Genomic DNA, 18,320 nt, shown 5'->3' on the forward strand with positions numbered 1-18,320 from the left:
GGCCACCTTCTCCCCGCTGGGGAGAAGAGGCAGCGAGCTGCCCCTGACAACCACGATGAATTCGACAGAGTTTCGCCCATGAGCAAGCATATCACCCCGGCCGAGGCCGCTGCCCTGATCCCCGATGGCGCGATCGTTTCTGTGTCGTCGTCAAGCGGGCTTGGATGTCCGGATCTGATGCTGAAGGCGATCGGCGAGCATTTCGATGCCACCGGCCATCCGCGCGATCTGACGACGCTGCATCCGATTGCCGCCGGCGACATGAGCGGCATCAAGGGCGTGGATTACATCGCCAAGAAGGGTCTTTTGAAAAAGATCATCGGCGGGTCCTACCCGTCGGGCCCGTCCACATCCGAGCCGCCGCTGATCTGGCAGATGATCGGCAATGATGAGGTTGCCGCCTACAATATTCCCTCCGGCGTTCTCTTCGACATGCATCGCGAAGCCGCGGCCAAGCGTCCGGGCGTGCTCACCAAGATCGGCCTCGACACGTTCGTCGATCCCGCGCGCCAGGGCTGCGCCATGAACGCGTCGGCTGCGGCCGAGCCGGTCGTCAAGAGGATGGAATTCGAGGGCGAGGACTGGCTCTATTTCAAGGCCATCGTGCCGCAGGTAGCGATCATCCGGGCGACGACGGCCGATGAGCGCGGCAACCTGACCTATGAGCATGAGGGCGCCACTCTCGGCGGCCTCGACCAGGCGCTGGCGGCGCGTAACAATGGCGGCATCGTCATTGCGCAGGTCAAGCGCATCACCAAATCCGGCTCGATGAAGCCGCATGAGGTGCGCGTGCCCGGCATGCTGGTCGATTATGTCATCGTCGATCCCGACCAGAAGCAGACAACGCTGACGGATTACGATCCGGCGATTTCCGGCGAAATCTTCCGGCCGCTCGACAGCTTTCGCGTGCCGGAGTTCAATATCCAGAAGGTCATCGCGCGGCGGGTCGCGCAGGAGCTTCAGGGTGGTTCTTGCGTCAATCTCGGCTTCGGCATCTCGGCCAATGTGCCGCGTATCCTGTTGGAGGAAGGCCTGCACGGCTCGGTCACCTGGGTGATCGAACAGGGGGCTGTCGGGGGCGTGCCGCTGCTCGATTTCGCCTTCGGCTGCGCCTCGAATGCCGATGCCTTCATGCCTTCGCCCTATCAGTTCACCTATTTCCAGGGCGCCGGTTTCGATGCTTCGCTCCTGTCCTTTCTCGAGATCGACAGGTCCGGTTCGGTCAACGTCTCGAAACTCTCGTTCCGGCCGCATGTGACGGCCGGGGCGGGCGGGTTCGTCGATATTACCGCGCGGGCCAAGAAGATCGTGTTTTCCGGCATGTTCAATGCCGGGGCCAAGCTCTCGATGGCGGATAGCAAGCTGGTGATCGAGAAGGAAGGCAAGCTGAAGAAGCTGGTCAACGAAGTCGAGCACGTCACCTTCTCCGGCCGCCGCGCCGTCGAACAGGGGCAGGACATTACCTATGTCACCGAGCGCTGCGTCATGAAACTGACCGCCGATGGCATCATGCTGACGGAGATCGCGCCGGGCGTCGATCTGCAGACGCATATTCTCGACCAGTCGGAATTCCCGCTGATCGTTTCCGATACGCTGAAGGTCATGGATGCAGCGCTGTTCCATGAGGCGCCGATCGGTCTGACGCTGCCGCAAAAGCCGGTCCGCACGCTGAAGGGAGCGTCGCATGGCTGATGAGCGGATCAAGATCGGGATCGATAGCGCGATTGCCACGCTCACGGTTGCGCGCCCGGACAAGCTGAATGCGTTCGATATGGACATGCTGAAGGCGCTGTCTTCTGCCTGCGATACGGTGGAAGCGGATGGCAATATCCGCGTCGTGATCCTGACGGGGGAGGGCAAGGCCTTTTCCGCCGGCGGCGACATCAAGGCCTGGGGGGCGATGAGCCCCAACGAATTCGGTCATCAATGGGTGCGCTTCGGACACCGCGTGTTCGAGCGGCTGGCGACATTGCGCATGCCGGTGATTGCCGCGATCAACGGCCACACACTCGGCGGCGGGCTGGAGCTGGCGGCGGCGGCGGATATCCGCATCGCCGATACCCAGGTGAAGATTGGCCTGCCGGAAACGAGCCTTGGCATGGTGCCCGGCTGGTCGGGTACGCAGCGTCTCGTCAAGCGGTTTGGCGCGCAGGTGGTGCGGCGCATGGTGCTGGGCGGCGAAATGTTTACAGCTGACGAGGCAAGGGCATTGGGACTGGTCGATGCTGTCGCGCCGACCGGAACGGTGCTGGACGCAGCCCGCGATTATGCCGGGCGTATTGCCAAGCGCGGTCCGGCGGCTCTGGAAATCTGCAAGCTGATGATTGCGTCTGCCAATGGCGAAGACAACGGTACCGCCGTCGAAGCGCTGGGTTCGATCCTGGCGGCCAAGACCGGCGACATGAAAGAGGGCGTTGCGGCTTTTGCCGGCAAGCGCCCCGCGGAATTCAAGGGAGAATGGTAATGACGGTTTTGGTGAAGCCCAAGGCTTTGGCCGATGTGACAGTGCGCGATTTCCAGATGCTGATCGACGGCAAATGGGGGCAGGCGGCCGAGGGCAGGACGCTGGAGCGCGTCGCGCCCGGCCATGGCGTCACCGTCAGCCGCTATCCGGCCGCGACGAAACCCGATGCCGAGCGGGCGATCGCGGCCGCACGCAAGGCGTTTGACGATGGTTCCTGGCCGCGCATGACGGCCTCGGAGCGCTCGCTTGTTCTCTTGAAGGCTGCCGACATGATCGCGGCGCGGGCCGATGAGCTGGCCTATCTCGATTGCATCGAGAGCGGCAAGCCGATCAGCCAGGCCAAGGCCGAACTCAGTGGTGCTGCCGATATGTGGCGCTATGCCGCAGCGCTCGCCCGCGACCTGCACGGCGAAAGCTACAATACGCTGGGTGACGGCACGCTCGGCGTCGTGCTGCGCGAAGCGATCGGCGTCGTCTCGATCATCACGCCGTGGAATTTTCCGTTCCTCATCGTCAGCCAGAAGCTGCCCTTTGCGCTGGCAGCCGGTTGCACAACGGTGGTCAAGCCGTCTGAGCTCACCTCCGGCTCAACGCTCGTGCTGGGCGAGATTCTCGAGGCTGCAGGCGTTCCGGCGGGGGTCGTCAATATCATCACCGGTACCGGCCCGGATGTCGGCGCGGTCATGACCTCGCACCCGGATGTCGATATGGTTTCCTTCACCGGCTCGACCGGGATCGGCAAGCTGACCATGACCAATGCGGCGCAGACTTTGAAGAAAGTGTCGCTGGAACTTGGCGGCAAGAACCCGCAGATCGTCTTTCCGGATGCCAATCTCGACGATTTCATCGATGCGGCTGTTTTCGGCGCCTATTTCAATGCCGGCGAATGCTGCAATGCCGGTTCGCGGCTGATCGTCCACAAGGATATTGCTGAGGATGTGATTGCCCGCGTCGCAGCACTTTCTCAAAAGGTCAAGGTCGGCGATCCACTTGATCCCGAAACGCAGGTCGGCGCGATCATCACGCCGCAGCATCTGGAAAAGATCGTCGGCTACGTCACGGCCGCGTCCGGCAATGGCGCGACGGTTTCGCATGGCGGTTCGGCACTCGATCTCGGCTCCGGCCAGTTCATGTCGCCGACGATTTTGTCTGCGGTCACCCCCGACATGGCCGTCGCCCGCGAAGAGGTTTTTGGGCCCGTTCTGTCCGTCCTGACGTTCGAGACGGCGGACGAGGCGATCCGGATTGCCAATTCCATCGATTACGGCCTGTCGGCCGGCGTTTGGAGCCGCGATTTCGATACCTGCCTGACGGTTGGACGCAAGGTCAGGGCCGGAACGGTCTGGATGAACACCTTCATGGACGGCGCTTCGGAATTGCCCTTCGGCGGCTACCGCCAGTCGGGCCTTGGCCGCGAACTCGGCCGTCATGCGGTGGAGGATTACACCGAGACCAAGACGCTCAACATGCATATCGGCGGCCGCACCGGCTGGTGGATGCCGCGCGGCTGAGGTGGATTGCGGCGATGAGGGGAAAGGAGGGCGTTATGCGGATGTTGAATTTTGTGGAGCAGGGCGTCTCCATTCCATATTTTACGGAGATCGGGGACACTTACCCCCCTCTGTCCCTTTGGGACATCTCCCCCTCAAGGGGGGAGATCGTTCTTTTCCCTTATGCCGACGCAGCTAGCGGCCAATCTCCCCCCTTGAGGGGGAGATGTCGGTGTCGCCGACAGAGGGGGGTAAGCCTCATCGGGATGAGAAACGATGTCCCTCATGCCTTAACCCCCCGCAAAATCAATCTGCGGCTGCAGCAGAACCTGCATGTCCGTGGTCTCGTCGCCGGCGATGCGGGCGAGGAGGACGTGGCCCATCCGTGTGCCGGTGTCGGTCAGGTCTTCGTAGATGGTCTCGACCTTCGGCTGGATCTGGCTGAGCAGCTTGGAGGTTCGCTTGGCGACGATGTCGTATTCGAGCCCCAGCGTCAGGCCGTGGTCGCTCATGCCGGTGATGGTTGCGAGTGCGGAGACCTCGCCGCCGCAGGCAAAGCCGTCGGGGGCGCCGGGCTCACCGGCGCGCCGGCTCATATAGTCGCGGATCTGTTCGACGGGACAGTCGAGGTCGATCTCGTCGGGAATTTCGTAGGCGACGCCGGCTTCGCGCACCGCGGTCATGAAACCGTGCAGCAGATGCTGCGAGAAGGTCATGCGCTTGGGCGGCAGGATGATCATCGGCTTGCGTCGGCCACGGGTGATCAAGCGTTTGGTGGCCTCGTAGGCGAAGGCGAAGTTGTCGTAATCGACGTAAGGGTGCGGCGTGGTGAACTCGGTGCGGCCGTGGGTAACGAACGGGAAGCCGTTTTCGAGCAACAGCCGCACGCGCGGATCGAACGGTTCGGTGCGCGAAAAGATCAGCCCGTCGGCCATGCCGTTGCGCACGATATGGCTGATGGCATCGATATTGGCGCCGTCGATGAAATTCGGCATGACGATCAGATGATAGGGCGTGTCCTGGAGCGCCTGGGCCAACCCGTGCATCAGCGAAATGCCATAGCCGAGGATTTCCTCGTGCGGATCGAGCAGGACGCAGATGACATTGGTGCGGCCGGTCTTCAGCCGCTGGGCGGCGCGATCCGGCAGGTACCCGATATCGGCGGCTACCTCGTGGACGCGCCTGCGGGTTTCCACCGATATCTGCGGAGCGTTGCTCAGCGCGCGCGACACGGTCGTAACGGCAAAGCCGGTCAGATCGGCGATGGTGCGCAGGGTCGGCTTGGCGCTTTTCAGCCGCGTGCCGGGGACAGAGGATTTGGGAGTGTCAGCCAATGAAATACTCCCTTGCGGCAATGACAAGCCGTTTTTGTAGCGTCAGACGCGGGCAGAGGCAATATGTTTATGCAAACGTTTTAAATGCAGGAAAACCGTAAGAATTTGTTGCGGTGCGGTATCGAAAATCGAGCTTATAAATACTATAATTCAGCGGGTTAAGCCTATTGTACGGCACAGGATGTGGAGCGCTTGACTTGCTGGGATTTATAACGTTTTAAATGAGCCAGCGGCAAAGGCCGCAAACCAATTGCTTCCCCGTTTGGCGGGGATGGCATTCAACGGCGGGGGAGGAGTTTCCCGCTCTACGACTTGCAAACGGGAGGATTACGATGCGCAAGTTTATGACGACGACAGCCATTGCAGCATTGATGATGACGGGCGGCGCGGTCATGGGCGGCACTGCCGTGCATGCGGCTGAAAATGTCGAAGTTCTGCATTGGTGGACATCCGGCGGCGAAGCGGCCGCTCTGGACGTTCTGAAGAAGGATCTGGAAACCAAGAACATCTCCTGGACCGACATGCCGGTTGCCGGCGGTGGCGGTACGGAAGCGATGACTGTGCTGCGCGCCCGCGTCACCTCGGGCAATGCCCCGACGGCGGTTCAGATGCTCGGCTTCGACATTCTCGATTGGGCCAAGGAAGGCTCGCTCGGCAATCTCGACGAAATCGCTGCCAAGGAAAACTGGGACAAGGTCATCCCGGCTGCCCTGCAGAAGTTTTCCAAGTATGACGGTCACTGGATCGCCGCACCGGTCAATGTCCACTCCACCAACTGGATGTGGATCAACAAGGCAGCGCTTGACAAGGCCGGTGGCAAGGAGCCGCAGAACTGGGACGAGCTGGTTGCTCTGCTCGATAACTTTAAGGCGCAGGGCATCACCCCGATCGCAGCTGGCGGCCAGCCATGGCAGGATGCGACCCTGTTCGACGCGGTCGTTCTTTCGCTCGGCACCGATTTCTACAAGCAGGCCTTTATCGATCTCGATCCGGCGGCTCTCGGCGGCGACAAGATGAAGACGGCGTTCGAGCGCATGACCAAGCTGCGGTCCTATGTGGACGACAACTTCTCCGGCCGCGACTGGAACCTGGCCTCGGCCATGGTCATCGAAGGCAAGGCCGGCGTGCAGTTCATGGGCGACTGGGCAAAGGGCGAATTCGTCAAGGCCAAGAAGGTGCCCGGCACCGACTTCGTCTGCATGCGCTATCCGGAAACCCAAGGTGCCGTAACCTTCAACTCCGACCAGTTCGCGATGTTCAAGGTTGCCGCCGACAAGGTGCCGGCGCAGATGGAAATGGCTGCCGCGATCGAAAGCCCGACCTTCCAGTCGGCCTTCAACGTGGTCAAGGGCTCGGCTCCGGCCCGCACCGACGTGTCGAACGAAGCGTTTGACGCCTGCGGCAAGAAGGCCATCGCCGATCTCGCCGATGCCGACAAGAACGGCAAGCTGTTCGGTTCCATGGCGCATGGCCATGCCAATCCGGCTGCTGTCAAGAATGCGATCTACGACGTCGTGACGCGCGAATTCAATGGTGAACTCACCGCAGAAGAAGCCGTCAAGGAACTGCCGGCCGCTGTGGCTGCCGCGCAGTAATCATTCTGCGAACAATGCCCCTCATCCGCCCTTCGGGCACCTTCTCCCCGTCATGACGGGGAGAAGGACCAGGCGGGAACCTCTGTAATCCCCTCTCCCCGCTTGCGGGGAGAGGGCTAGGGTGAGGGGCATCTTGCTGTATTCAATTCCTATAGAACGGTGGTATTCGCTATGGATAGCCGAAGCCGGCTGCAGGACCTTGTGCCAAAACTGGTACTCGCCCCCAGCTTTCTGATCGTCATTGTCTTCGTGTATGGCTTCATCGCCTATACCGGCTATCTGTCGGTCACCGACAGCAAGATGCTGCCCTCCTACAATTTCGTGGGCTTGAGCAACTATTCCAAGCTCTGGGCCCTGCCGCACTGGTGGCGGGCGATTTCCAACCTGGCGATCTTTGCGACGCTCTACATCGTCATCTGCTCGGTGCTGGGTCTTGGTCTTGCCATTCTGCTCGACCAGAAGATCCGCGCGGAAGGTCTGCTGCGGCCGATCTATCTCTATCCGATGGCGCTGTCCTTCATCGTCACGGGCACGGCCTGGAAATGGTTTCTCGATCCGGGCATCGGGCTTGAAAATACCATGCATCTGTGGGGTTGGGAGAGCTTTCAGTTCGCCTGGATCAAGGACCGCAACTACGCGATCTATTGCGTCGTCATCGCCGCCGTCTGGCAATCCACCGGCTTCATCATGGCGATGTTTCTGGCTGGCCTTCGCGGCGTCGACAACGAGATCATCAAAGCGGCACAGATCGACGGGGCGTCCTCCACGACGATCTACCGGCGGATCATCATTCCGCTGATGCGCCCGGTTTTCCTGTCGGCTTTCGTCGTGCTCGCCCATCTCGCCATCAAGGCCTATGACCTGGTCGTTGCGCTGACGGGCGGCGGGCCGGGGCAGGCGACCGAGCTGCCGGCGACCTTCATGTATTCCTACACGTTCACCCGCAATTCCATGGGCATCGGCGCCTCGTCGGCGATCATCATGCTGGCGATGATCTTCTCGATCATCATCCCCTATCTCTATTCCGAAATCAAAGGGGAGAAGCGCGTATGAGCGTCCAGAGCCCTGACAACGCCATTTCGTCCGGCCGCCTGACACGCGCGCTCATCTACACAGTGCTGATCCTGTTTGCGGCCTATTCGCTCCTGCCGCTCTACGTCATGCTGGTCAATTCCTTCAAGCCGCTGGATGAAATCCGCCAAGGCGGCATGTTGAACATTCCGCAGACCTGGACGCTGGATCCCTGGCGCTCGGCCTGGTCCACCGCGCAGATCGGCGTCCAGCCGACAGGCCTCAAGCCCTTCTTCATCAACTCGATCCTGATGGTCGTTCCCGCCGTTGCGATCTCCACGATCATCGGCGCGCTCAACGGTTATGTGCTGACCAAATGGCGCTTTCCCGGCTCCGGCATCTTCTTTGGCATGCTGCTGCTATCCTGCTTCATCCCGTTCCAGATCGTGCTGATCCCGATGGCGCGCATGCTCGGCATTTTCGGGCTTGCCGGAACGACGACCGGACTGGTCTTCGTGCACATCGTCTATGGCCTCGGCTTCACCACGCTGTATTTCCGCAATTATTACGAGGCGTTTCCGACCGAACTGGTGCGGGCCGCGCAGATCGATGGCGCCAGCTTCTTCCAGATCTTCCGGCGTATCCTTCTGCCGTCATCCGGTCCGATCATCGTCGTTTCCGTCATCTGGCAGTTCACCAATATCTGGAACGACTTCCTGTTCGGGGCTTCGTTCTCGGGCGCCAATTCGACGCCGATGACGGTGGCGCTCAACAATCTCGTTTCCTCCTCCACCGGGGTGAAGGAATACAATGTCCATTTCGCAGGCGCGATCCTTGCCGCCCTGCCAACGCTTGTCGTCTACATCGTTTCCGGCCGCTATTTCGTCCGCGGCCTGATGTCCGGCGCCGTGAAGGGTTAAAGCCATGTCCTTTCTGAAAATCACCGATCTGCGCAAGTCCTACGGCTCGCTGGAAATCCTGAAGAACATCAACCTAGAAATTGACGAGGGCGGCTTCCTGGTGCTGGTCGGCCCGTCCGGCTGCGGCAAGTCGACCTTGCTCAACACCATTGCCGGGCTCGAGCCGATCACCTCCGGCGAAATCTCGATCAACGGCAAATCGGTGGCGGGCCTGCATCCGTCCAAGCGCGACATCGCCATGGTCTTCCAGTCCTACGCGCTCTATCCGAACATGACGGTGGCCGGAAATATCGCGTTTGGCATGGAAATTCGCGGCGTGCCGAAGGACGAGCGCGACAAGGCAATCAAGCAGGTCGCCGACATGCTGCAGATCGGCCATCTGCTCGACCGCAAGCCAAGCCAGCTGTCCGGCGGCCAGCGCCAGCGCGTGGCCATGGGCCGGGCGCTGGTGCGCAATCCGCAGGTCTTCCTGTTCGACGAGCCGCTGTCCAATCTCGATGCGAAACTGCGCGTCGATATGCGCACCGAGATCAAGCGCCTGCACCAGCGCATGAAGACGACGATCGTCTACGTGACGCATGACCAGATCGAGGCGATGACGCTGGCGACCAAGATTGCCGTCCTGAAGGATGGCATCCTGCAGCAGTTCGGCACGCCGGCTGAGATCTACAACAATCCCGCCAATCTGTTCGTTGCCGACTTCATGGGTTCGCCGGCGATGAACCTCCTGACCGCCACGGTCGAAGGCGGCGGCAACGATCTGCGCGTCTCGCTGGTGCGCCCGGATTCCGAACCGCTGCATCTGCCGGTCGCCCAGGTCTCTGGCCTTGCCGCCTATAGCGGCAAGCAGGTCGTCTTCGGCATCAGGCCGGAAGCGCTCACCGATCCCGACGGCGCCGATCGCAATGCCCGCCTGCTGGTGGAAGGCGACTGCCTGATCGAGGTGGTGGAACCGGCAGGGTCTGATACGTTCGCGGTCACGAAGCTCGGCGGCAAGGAAGTCGTGGCGCGTCTGCGTGCCGACGCCCGCATCGCCCCCGGCCAGAATACCAGACTGGCCTTCAACCTGGACAAGGCGGTGTATTTCGATCCGCAAAGCCAGCAACGCATCGGCTGAGCCTTACCATGATCACGCAGCCCGACATCGTCATCATCGGCTCCGGTATCGGTGGAGCAACCGTCGCTTCCGCGCTGGCCGGCTCGGGCGCACGCGTAGCCATCCTCGAGCGTGGCGAGCGCCTTGCGGACACGCCGGAAACGCGCAGCTACCGCTCCATCTTCGTCGATGGGCATTTCCGGCCAAAGGAGATGTGGCGCGAACCGGACGGCACGGCGTTCAATCCGGGAAACTTCTACTTCGTCGGCGGCAATTCCAAGCTCTTTGGCGCAGTCCTGCTGCGCTATCGCGCCGAGGATTTTACCGAGATGCAGCATCTTGGCGGCGTCTCGCCGGCCTGGCCCTTTCCCTATGAAGAATTGGAGCCATGGTATGGGAAGGCGGAGCGGCTGTTCGATGTGCGCGGCGAGCTTGGACAAGATCCGACCGAGCCTTCTCACTCGACGCCCTATCCCCACGGTCCGGTCCCCGACGAGCCGTCGATCGCGCGCGCCCGCGCCGAGCTGACGGCGCAGGGGCTTCATCCGGCGACATTGCCGCTCGGCGTTGACATCGACGCCTGGCTGGCGGGCGGCCGCACGCCCTGGGATGGTTTCCCCAATACCGGCCAGGGCAAGAGGGATGCCGAAACCGCGCCGCTCGCCGCCGCGCTGAAGGACCCGAATATCGAGCTGATCACCTCCGCCCATGTCGAAACGCTGGAAGCGGGGCCGGGCGGCCGGATCGAGGCCGTGCATTACACCCATCACGGCGAGAGGAAACGGCTCTCCCCGAAGCTGGTGATCCTGTCGGCGGGTGCGATCAATTCCGCCGCGATCCTGCTGCGGTCCGGTGACGGGAAGGGGCTCGCCAACCGCTCCGATCAGGTCGGCCGCAATTTCATGAACCACAATTGCAGCGCAACGCTGGCGATCAACCCGTTCCGGCGCAACGACAGTGTCTACCAGAAGACGCTGATGGTGAATGATTATTACCTGACCGGTGGCCGCGACGGCCTGCCGCTCGGCAATGTGCAGCTGCTCGGCAAGATCAACGGCGACATTCTCAAGGCCAATGCGCCGCGTTACGCGCCGCGCTTTGCGCTCGATTTCATGGCGGGCCACGCCATCGACTGGTACATGATGACGGAGGATTTGCCGCATCCCGAAAGCCGCATCATGGTCGATGGCAAGGGCATCATCATGCAGTGGCGGCGCTCGAACATGGAAGCGCTGTCTGCGCTCGAAGTGAAAATGCGCGCGCATTTCAAGGCGGCGGGCTATCCGATCGTGCTGTCCCAACCGTTTGACAAGCGCACGCCCTCGCACCAGTGCGGCACGGTGCGTATGGGCAACGACCCGGCCACGGCACCGCTCGATCCGCTCTGCCGGGCCTTCGATCACCAGAACCTCTTCGTCGTCGATGCGAGCTGCCTGCCGACCTCGGCTGCGGTCAACCCGGCCTTGACGGTTGCGGCCCAGGCGTTGCGGGTTGCCGGTCATATCGTTGCGAAGGATCTGGCGGCATGAGCGAGCACAAACGCCCCGTTGCCATCGTCACCGGCGGCCGCCGCGGCATCGGGCTCGGCATCGCTACGGCGCTCGCCAACGACGGGTTCGATATCGCCATCACCGGTATCGGCGATGCCGATCAGGTGTCCGGCGTGCTGAAAAACCTTGAGGCGCTGGGCGTCCGGGCAATCTTCCTGAAAGCGGATATATCCGACCTTTCGGGCCATCAGGCGACGGTCGATGCGGTTCTGGCTGAGTTTGGCGGGATCGACTGCCTCGTCAACAATGCCGGCATGGCATCGGTGCTGCGCGGGGATTTTCTCGACCTTGTGCCGGAAAATTTCGACGTGATCATGGGCACCAATCTGCGCGGCACGGTGTTTTTCACGCAGGCGGTGGTGAGAGCCATGCTTTCCGCCGGTGCCAACGGGCCGCGCTCTGTGGTCAACATCACCTCGGTTTCTGCGGCGATGACATCTCCGGAGCGGCTGGATTACTGCATGAGCAAGGCCGGGCTTGCCGCCTTTTCGCAAGGCCTGGCGCTGCGTCTGGCAGAGACCGGTATATCCGTTTTCGAGGTGCGGCCCGGCATTATCCGCTCCGACATGACGGCGGGCGTGTCTGCGAAATACGACGCGCTGATCGATGGCGGTCTGGTGCCGATGAAGCGCTGGGGCGAGGCGGACGATATCGGCCGCATGGTGGCGGCGCTGGCAAACGGCAGTTTCGGATTTGCGACCGGGACGGTTGTTAACGCGGATGGCGGGCTGTCGATCGGGCGGTTGTAGGCGAGTTTTGGCTGGGAAGGGGCGGGGCGCACCCTCTTCTCCCCAGCGGGGAGAAGGTGGCCCGAAGGGTCGGATGAGGGGGAGCCAAGCACACGCGAATTTGCGGCGAGACCCCCTCATCGCTTCGCTGCGCTCAGCACTTCTCCCCGCTGGGGAGAAGAGGGAGCCTGCGGCTTGCTCCGTTTGAGATCGCTGAACAGCGATTGTGTTTTAAGGACGACGACATGAGCTACGATTACATCATCACAGGTGCCGGACCGGCCGGTTGCGTGCTGGCCAATCGGCTGACCGAAGACGCCGATGTCAAGGTGCTGCTTTTGGAGGCCGGGGGGAGCGATTGGAATCCGCTGTTTCACATGCCGGCCGGCTTTGCCAAGATGACCAAGGGCGTCGCCAGCTGGGGCTGGGAGACGGTGCCGCAGAAGCATATGAAGAACCGGGTGCTGCGCTATACGCAGGCCAAGGTGATCGGTGGTGGTTCGTCGATCAACGCGCAGCTCTATACGCGCGGCAATGCGGCCGATTACGATCTTTGGGCGAGCGAGGACGGCTGCACCGGCTGGGATTACCGCAACGTGCTGCCCTATTTCAAACGGTCCGAGGACAACCAGCGTTTCGCCGACGACTATCATTCCTATGGTGGGCCGCTCGGGGTCTCCATGCCGGTCTCCGGCCTGCCGATCTGCGATGCCTATATCCGCGCGGGCCAGGAGCTCGGCATTCCCTACAATCACGATTTTAACGGTAGGCAGCAGGCGGGCGTCGGTTTCTATCAGTTGACCCAGCGCAACCGCCGCCGTTCCTCGGCCTCGCTCGCCTATCTCAATCCGATCCGGACCCGCAAGAACCTGACGGTGCGGCTCGGCGCCCGCGTCACGCGGATCGTGCTGGAAGGGACACGCGCCGCCGGCGTCGAGGTCGCGGCCGCAAAGGGGCTCGAAATCATCCGCGCGGAGCGCGAGGTTCTGGTTTCCTCGGGCGCCATCGGATCGCCGAAGCTTCTGCAGCAGTCGGGCATCGGCCCGGCCGATCATCTGCGTTCTGTCGGCGTTGAGGTGAAACATGACCTGCCGGGCGTCGGCAGCAATCTGCAAGACCATCTCGACCTGTTTGTGATCTCAGAATGCACCGGCGACCACACCTATGACGGCGTCGCAAAGCTGCACCGTACCGTCTGGGCGGGGCTGCAATATGTGCTGTTCCGCTCCGGGCCGGTTGCCTCGTCGCTGTTTGAGACCGGCGGCTTCTGGTATGCCGATCCGGATGCGCGCTCGCCCGATATCCAGTTCCATCTCGGTCTCGGGTCGGGCATCGAGGCAGGTGTCGAGAAACTGAAGAATGCCGGCGTGACGCTGAACTCGGCTTACCTGCATCCGCGCTCGCGCGGCACCGTGCGGCTCTCGTCGTCCGATCCCGTCGCAGCCCCGCTGATCGATCCCAATTACTGGAGCGACCCGCATGATCGCAAGATGTCGCTCGAAGGCCTGAAGATCGCCCGCGAAATCTTCCAGCAGCAGGCGCTAAAACCCTTCATCATGGCCGAGCGGCTGCCGGGGCCGAAGGTGATGACCGATGACGAACTGTTCGACTACGGCTGCGCCAATGCCAAGACCGATCACCATCCGGTCGGGACCTGCAAGATGGGCACCGGCGCCGATGCGGTCGTCGGGCTGGACTTGAAGGTGCATGGGCTGCAGGGCCTGCGCGTCTGCGATAGTTCGGTCATGCCGCGTGTTCCCTCTTGCAATACCAACGGGCCGACGATCATGATGGGTGAAAAGGGGTCCGACATCATCCGCGGGCGGCAACCCTTGCCGGCCACCATCTTCAGCCATGAGCGCAACGACCAGCGGCCGCGGGCGCGCGCCGATATCCGATAGGAACCTGAAATGATCCGCCATTGTGTCTTCATCCGCTTCCAGTCCACCATCGCCGATGCCGAGCGTCAGTCGATACTTGCCGATATTGCCGCGCTGCAGCGGCTGGTTCCCGGCTATCTGGCGTTTACGGCGGGGGGGAATTCCAGCCCGGAAGGTCTCGGCAAGGGATACAATAGCGGCTTCATCATCGACTTCGCCGATGTTGCGGCGCGTGACGCTTATCTCGTCCATCCCGCCCATGAAAAGGCTGGCGGCCGCATCGTGGCGGCGGCCGAGGGCGGTATCGATGGCGTCTTCGTCTATGATTTCGAGATTGCGGGCTGAGTTTTGATGATCGCCGAACCCCGCGCCTTCCTGACGAGCCTGTTTGAGGCTGCCGTCAAAGCCGCCGATCCCCTGGCGGCCATCCGCGCCCATCTGCCGGAAAAGCCCAAGGGACGCACGATCGTTGTCGGTGCCGGAAAAGCGGCAAGCCAGATGGCGGCGGCGTTCGAAAGCCTGTGGGATGGACCTCTGGAAGGCGCAGTCGTTGCCCGCCATGGCCCGGTCGCCCCTTGCAAGCGCATCCGGGTCCTGCAATCGGCCCATCCGGTCCCGGACGAGGCCGGACTTGCAGGATCGGCCGCGTTGCTGGCGCTGGTCGAGGGGCTGACGCCGGACGATCTGGTGGTGGCCCTGATTTCGGGCGGGGGGTCCTCGCTTTTGCCCGCGCCGCCGGCAGGCCTGACCCTCACCGACGAAATCGCCGTCAACCGGGCGCTGCTTGCTTCCGGCGCGCCGATCTCGGCAATGAACGTGGTGCGCAAGCATATCTCCCGCATCAAGGGTGGACGGCTGGCCTTTGCCTGCGCCCCGGCGCGGGTGGTCAGCCTGATCGTATCGGATGTACCCGGCGACAATCCCGCCTTCGTCGCCTCCGGGCCGACCATTCCCGATGTCTCCACGCCCGCCGATGCGCTTGCCGTCATCAGCCGCTACGGAATGACGCTGCCTGACAGCGTGATGCGGCACCTGCAATCGGAGCAGTCGGCAGCGCACGGGCCGGACCATCCCGCATTCGCCGGCCATGAGCATCATATCATTGCCTCTGCCAGCGTATCGCTGGAAGCTGCGGCTGCGCAGGCGCGGGCGCTTGGCGTCGAGGCCGTCATCCTGTCGGATGCGATCGAGGGAGAGGCCCGCGATATCGGCCGGATGCATGCGGCGATCGCGCGCGAGACGGCGCTGCGCAACCGGCCGTTTTCAAAGCCGGTGGTGATCCTGTCCGGCGGCGAAACAACGGTGACGATTTCGGGCGATGCCTATGGCAAGGGCGGCCGCAACAGCGAATTCCTGCTGTCGCTTGCGCTGGATATCGACGGCCTTGACGGCGTGCATGCGCTGGCCGCCGATACCGATGGCATTGACGGGTCCGAGGACAATGCCGGCGCTTTTGCCGATGGCGCGACCACGGCCCGCATGCGCGCGGCAGGCGCCGATCCGCGCGAGCATCTCGCCCGCCACGATGCCTGGAGCGCATTTCATGCGAGCGGCGATCTCTTCGTGCCTGGCCCGACCGGCACCAATGTCAACGACCTCAGGGCGATGCTGATCGTTTAAGACAGCATCGGAAAACCGGCATGCGCGGCCATCCAGCCGCTGCAAAGCGGGTAACTGTGGATATTGTAGATATTGCGCATATGGGCTGGAACAATTCCGGGAGGCATGCGTTGCCCGCCATCGAAGGTTCGAGATTCCGCACTGCGGGAGTTGCCGCCAGTTGTGAACTTCTTTCCTTCGGAGACGATGAATGGACGTGAACGATGAAGGGGGCTTCTCAAACCAATATCGTTCCCCTATGCCGCGCTCCGCAGAACGCACATGATGTATGTACGGAAGTTTGAAAATGAGTTGCAAAATCCTGGTGGTCGAAGACGAAATATTCGTTGCCACCGAAATTGAGTATCTGGTCGCAGAACTTGGGCATAACCCGATCGGCATCGCTGCGGACCGGGTATCGGCTTTCAACCTCGCGCCGTTCGCCGAGATCGCTCTGGTCGATCTCAATCTACGCGATGGGCCGACAGGAACCGAGATCGGCCGCATGCTGGCCGAACAGCACGGGGTCACGGTGTTGTTCATGACTGCCAATCCGTCACAGCTTGCCGATGGCGTTCCGGGCACGGTTGGGGTGATTTCCAAGCCGGTTGGTGAAGACGACCTGCGCCAGGTGGTCAGCTATGCGGTCGCCAAGCGGAATTCGGTTGCAGCCGACGTGCCGCCACGTCTGCGGGTCTTCCAGTAAATTTTTCTCAGCGCGGCGTCATGGCCGCGCCGCAAGCTTGCTGCTGCGCACGATCGAGGCGAGCGGCACCGTCACATGGACGCGCACGCCATCCTCGTCCCATTGACGATGAAATTGTCCCCCGAGCTGCCCTTCGACGCTGATCCGCATCAGGCGCGACCCGAACCCTTCCTGGTCCGGTTGGCGCACAGCAATTTCATTGCCGCTTTCCTTCCATTCCAGCACGTAGTTTTCACCGTCGTGGCGGCCCGCAATGGCCAGGCGTCCGCCGGCATGGGACAGGGCGCCATATTTGGCGGAATTGGTCGCGAGTTCATGCAGAAGCAGCGCCAGCGGCGTGGCGGCGCTGTCGCCGATGACGGTGTCGTCGCCTGCAAAGATGATCCGGCTTTCCATATCCTCCAGCCCATAGGGCTCGAGCAGCCGCTGTGTCAGGCCGAAGATGCTGGTTTCCAGATCCACCGGTCGCGACGTCCGGCTGTGCGGTCGGACGAAATCATGGGCGCGGCCCATCGCTTCGATGCGCTTGCGCAGGAGATCGGCAAAGCCGCGCGATTCAGGCGCTGAACGGGCGGACAGGCTGATGATACCGCTCAAAACTGAAAAGATGTTCTTAATGCGGTGGCTGAGTTCGTGCGCAACGATCTCGCGTTCGGCCTGAACCATCTTGGTGTCGTGAATATCCGTGCAGGTGCCGTACCAGCGGATGATCCCGCCGCTGTCATTGCGAATGGGCAATGCGCGTCCGAGCACCCAGCGATAGACGCCGCTGTGATGGCGCAGGCGGTATTCCACCTGATAGGCCTCTCCCGTCTGCAACGATTGGCGCCAGGTGGCCCAGGCGCGTTCGCGGTCCTCCTCGTGGAACATGCCGTTCCAGCCCTCGCCATCGGTCGATCCCTCTAGAACGCCGGTGAATTCGTACCAGCGGGCATTGTAATAGTCGTGAAAACCATCCGGAAGCGTCGACCAGACCATCTGCGGCATGGCATCGGCAAGGGTGCGAAAGCCGATTTCAGAGCGGGCATGCGCCTCAAGCGCTTCCTTTTGGGCGGTGATATCGACGGAGACGCCGGGAAACCGGATGCATGTACCGTGTTCGTCGATCAGCGGCTGGCCTTCGGCAAGCACCCATTTGATGCTGCCATCTTCCTGAACAAGCCGGTATTCCTTTGAAAAGCGCCCGCCGGTTTGCATGGCGTTCTGCATGGCGCCGCCGACCTGTTGGACATCGTCGGGATGGATCGTGCGGATGAAATCCGCAATCGGGGCGCCATGGCGCGCGACCTTGGGATCGACGCGGTAGAGTTGCGCGAACTTTTCGTCGGAATAGACACGATCTTCAGGAACATGCCAGTCCCAGGTACCGACAACGGCGGAGCTGCCAAGCGCCAGCGAAAGCTGTTCGCGGCTGTGGGCCAGTTCCTGTTCGGCAGTCACACGCTTGGTCGTCTCGACGACCAGGGCGAGGACTGCGACGGTGCTGCCGTCGTCATCCAGGATCGGGCTGTAGTCGAGATCGAGCCAGACGTTTTCCGCCATGCCATTGCGATGGAACGTAAACTCCTGGTCCTCAAAGGACAGGCTCTCGCCGGCAAATACGCGACCGATAATATCGGCGTTGAAGTCCGCCACCTCAGGCCATGCGGAAAGGACCGATGCGCCGAAACAATCCGGGTGGCGGCCGCCGGCGATGGCGATATAGCCGTCATTGTAGAGCATGATGCCGTCGCGCCCGGCCAGCAGCGCCATGGGGATCGGCGATGCCAGCAGCATCCGGCAGGCAGCCTTCAGTGCGTCAGGCCAGCCGTCGAGGGCCCCAAGACTTGTCGTCGCCCAATTCAAGCCATTGAACCGGCGCAGCATCTCGCTGGCGGCAAGTTTGGCTGGGATCTTTCCCCCTGATCGGGAAAACAAAGACGACTGACTATCCATGCGCTCTCAAAT

15 protein-coding genes are annotated in these 18,320 nt (G+C 62.1%); 13 read left to right on the forward strand and 2 right to left on the reverse strand.

What is annotated here, in order from left to right:
- Positions 1-78: 78 nt before the first annotated feature.
- Genes ASD32_RS19225 through ASD32_RS19235 form a run of 3 tightly spaced genes read left to right on the forward strand, consistent with a single transcriptional unit; the run spans position 79 to position 3,975 of the window.
- Entirely contained in the window at positions 79-1,692 is a 1,614-nt protein-coding gene (locus ASD32_RS19225; protein ID WP_060639664.1) for an acyl CoA:acetate/3-ketoacid CoA transferase, read from the forward strand.
- A complete protein-coding gene (locus tag ASD32_RS19230; protein ID WP_060639665.1) occupies positions 1,685-2,464 on the forward strand; it encodes an enoyl-CoA hydratase/isomerase family protein in 780 nt (259 codons plus the stop codon). The genes ASD32_RS19225 and ASD32_RS19230 overlap by 8 nt, the downstream gene beginning before the upstream one ends.
- A complete protein-coding gene (locus tag ASD32_RS19235; protein WP_060639666.1) occupies positions 2,464-3,975 on the forward strand; it encodes an aldehyde dehydrogenase family protein in 1,512 nt (503 codons plus the stop codon). The genes ASD32_RS19230 and ASD32_RS19235 overlap by 1 nt, the downstream gene beginning before the upstream one ends.
- 269 nt (positions 3,976-4,244) lie before the next feature.
- On the opposite strand, the gene ASD32_RS19240 is transcribed toward ASD32_RS19235, so the two are convergent.
- On the reverse strand, positions 4,245-5,288 hold the full coding sequence (locus ASD32_RS19240) for a LacI family DNA-binding transcriptional regulator (RefSeq protein WP_156383246.1): 1,044 nt from the start codon (positions 5,286-5,288) through the stop codon (positions 4,245-4,247).
- Positions 5,289-5,659: 371 nt separating this feature from the next.
- Here ASD32_RS19240 and ASD32_RS19245 point away from each other — a divergent pair, with 371 nt between their 5' ends.
- The 10 genes from ASD32_RS19245 (at position 5,660) to ASD32_RS19290 (ending at position 16,373) form a co-directional block, all read left to right on the forward strand.
- Positions 5,660-6,883: an ABC transporter substrate-binding protein gene (locus ASD32_RS19245; RefSeq protein ID WP_244490207.1), complete on the forward strand. Its 1,224-nt coding sequence runs from the start codon at positions 5,660-5,662 to the stop codon at positions 6,881-6,883.
- A 171-nt stretch (positions 6,884-7,054) separates the two neighbouring features.
- Entirely contained in the window at positions 7,055-7,936 is an 882-nt protein-coding gene (locus ASD32_RS19250; RefSeq protein ID WP_060639668.1) for a sugar ABC transporter permease, read from the forward strand.
- Positions 7,933-8,814 carry a carbohydrate ABC transporter permease gene (locus ASD32_RS19255; protein WP_060639669.1) on the forward strand — a complete coding sequence of 294 codons (882 nt, stop codon included), beginning with the start codon at positions 7,933-7,935 and terminating at the stop codon, positions 8,812-8,814. Before ASD32_RS19250 ends, ASD32_RS19255 begins: the two co-directional genes overlap by 4 nt.
- A 4-nt stretch (positions 8,815-8,818) precedes the next feature.
- Complete coding sequence (locus tag ASD32_RS19260; RefSeq protein ID WP_060639670.1) at positions 8,819-9,931, forward strand: ABC transporter ATP-binding protein; 1,113 nt, start codon at positions 8,819-8,821, stop codon at positions 9,929-9,931.
- Positions 9,932-9,942: 11 nt separating this feature from the next.
- Positions 9,943-11,439, forward strand: a complete 1,497-nt coding sequence (locus tag ASD32_RS19265; RefSeq protein WP_156383251.1) for a GMC family oxidoreductase — start codon at positions 9,943-9,945, stop codon at positions 11,437-11,439.
- Complete coding sequence (locus ASD32_RS19270; protein ID WP_060639672.1) at positions 11,436-12,209, forward strand: 3-ketoacyl-ACP reductase; 774 nt, start codon at positions 11,436-11,438, stop codon at positions 12,207-12,209. The genes ASD32_RS19265 and ASD32_RS19270 overlap by 4 nt, the downstream gene beginning before the upstream one ends.
- 224 nt (positions 12,210-12,433) lie before the next feature.
- Positions 12,434-14,089, forward strand: coding sequence for a GMC family oxidoreductase N-terminal domain-containing protein (locus ASD32_RS19275; RefSeq protein WP_060639673.1), 1,656 nt, complete (start codon positions 12,434-12,436; stop codon positions 14,087-14,089).
- Between the two features lie 9 nt (positions 14,090-14,098).
- Positions 14,099-14,413: a Dabb family protein gene (locus ASD32_RS19280; RefSeq protein ID WP_060639674.1), complete on the forward strand. Its 315-nt coding sequence runs from the start codon at positions 14,099-14,101 to the stop codon at positions 14,411-14,413.
- A gap of 3 nt (positions 14,414-14,416) precedes the next feature.
- The gene (locus ASD32_RS19285) at positions 14,417-15,688 is read left to right on the forward strand and encodes a glycerate kinase (RefSeq protein ID WP_156383247.1); all 1,272 of its coding nucleotides are present in this window, start codon (positions 14,417-14,419) and stop codon (positions 15,686-15,688) included.
- Between the two features lie 286 nt (positions 15,689-15,974).
- Positions 15,975-16,373: a response regulator gene (locus ASD32_RS19290; RefSeq protein ID WP_060639676.1), complete on the forward strand. Its 399-nt coding sequence runs from the start codon at positions 15,975-15,977 to the stop codon at positions 16,371-16,373.
- An 18-nt stretch (positions 16,374-16,391) separates the two neighbouring features.
- Here ASD32_RS19290 and ASD32_RS19295 read toward each other — a convergent pair whose 3' ends face one another.
- Positions 16,392-18,308 (reverse strand): PAS domain-containing protein, encoded by a 1,917-nt coding sequence (locus ASD32_RS19295; RefSeq protein WP_082546830.1) that lies wholly within the window; start codon positions 18,306-18,308, stop codon positions 16,392-16,394.
- Between the last annotated feature and the right edge of the window lie 12 nt (positions 18,309-18,320).

This window comes from Rhizobium sp. Root483D2 (assembly GCF_001426685.1).
In the GTDB taxonomy this organism is placed as follows: Bacteria; Pseudomonadota; Alphaproteobacteria; order Rhizobiales; family Rhizobiaceae; genus Pararhizobium; species Pararhizobium qamdonense.

Excerpts from the sequence above, each read along its gene's own strand:
- ASD32_RS19230 (WP_060639665.1), top strand. The coding sequence starts at position 1,685 with ATGGCTGATGAGCGGATCAAGATCGGGATCGATAGCGCGATTGCCACG.
- ASD32_RS19280 (WP_060639674.1), top strand. The coding sequence starts at position 14,099 with ATGATCCGCCATTGTGTCTTCATCCGCTTCCAGTCCACCATCGCCGAT.
- ASD32_RS19260 (WP_060639670.1), top strand. The coding sequence starts at position 8,819 with ATGTCCTTTCTGAAAATCACCGATCTGCGCAAGTCCTACGGCTCGCTG.
- ASD32_RS19235 (WP_060639666.1), top strand. The coding sequence starts at position 2,464 with ATGACGGTTTTGGTGAAGCCCAAGGCTTTGGCCGATGTGACAGTGCGC.
- ASD32_RS19255 (WP_060639669.1), top strand. The coding sequence starts at position 7,933 with ATGAGCGTCCAGAGCCCTGACAACGCCATTTCGTCCGGCCGCCTGACA.
- ASD32_RS19225 (WP_060639664.1), top strand. The coding sequence starts at position 79 with ATGAGCAAGCATATCACCCCGGCCGAGGCCGCTGCCCTGATCCCCGAT.
- ASD32_RS19275 (WP_060639673.1), top strand. The coding sequence starts at position 12,434 with ATGAGCTACGATTACATCATCACAGGTGCCGGACCGGCCGGTTGCGTG.
- ASD32_RS19295 (WP_082546830.1), bottom strand. The coding sequence starts at position 18,308 with ATGGATAGTCAGTCGTCTTTGTTTTCCCGATCAGGGGGAAAGATCCCA.
- ASD32_RS19245 (WP_244490207.1), top strand. The coding sequence starts at position 5,660 with ATGATGACGGGCGGCGCGGTCATGGGCGGCACTGCCGTGCATGCGGCT.
- ASD32_RS19290 (WP_060639676.1), top strand. The coding sequence starts at position 15,975 with ATGAGTTGCAAAATCCTGGTGGTCGAAGACGAAATATTCGTTGCCACC.
- ASD32_RS19270 (WP_060639672.1), top strand. The coding sequence starts at position 11,436 with ATGAGCGAGCACAAACGCCCCGTTGCCATCGTCACCGGCGGCCGCCGC.
- ASD32_RS19250 (WP_060639668.1), top strand. The coding sequence starts at position 7,055 with ATGGATAGCCGAAGCCGGCTGCAGGACCTTGTGCCAAAACTGGTACTC.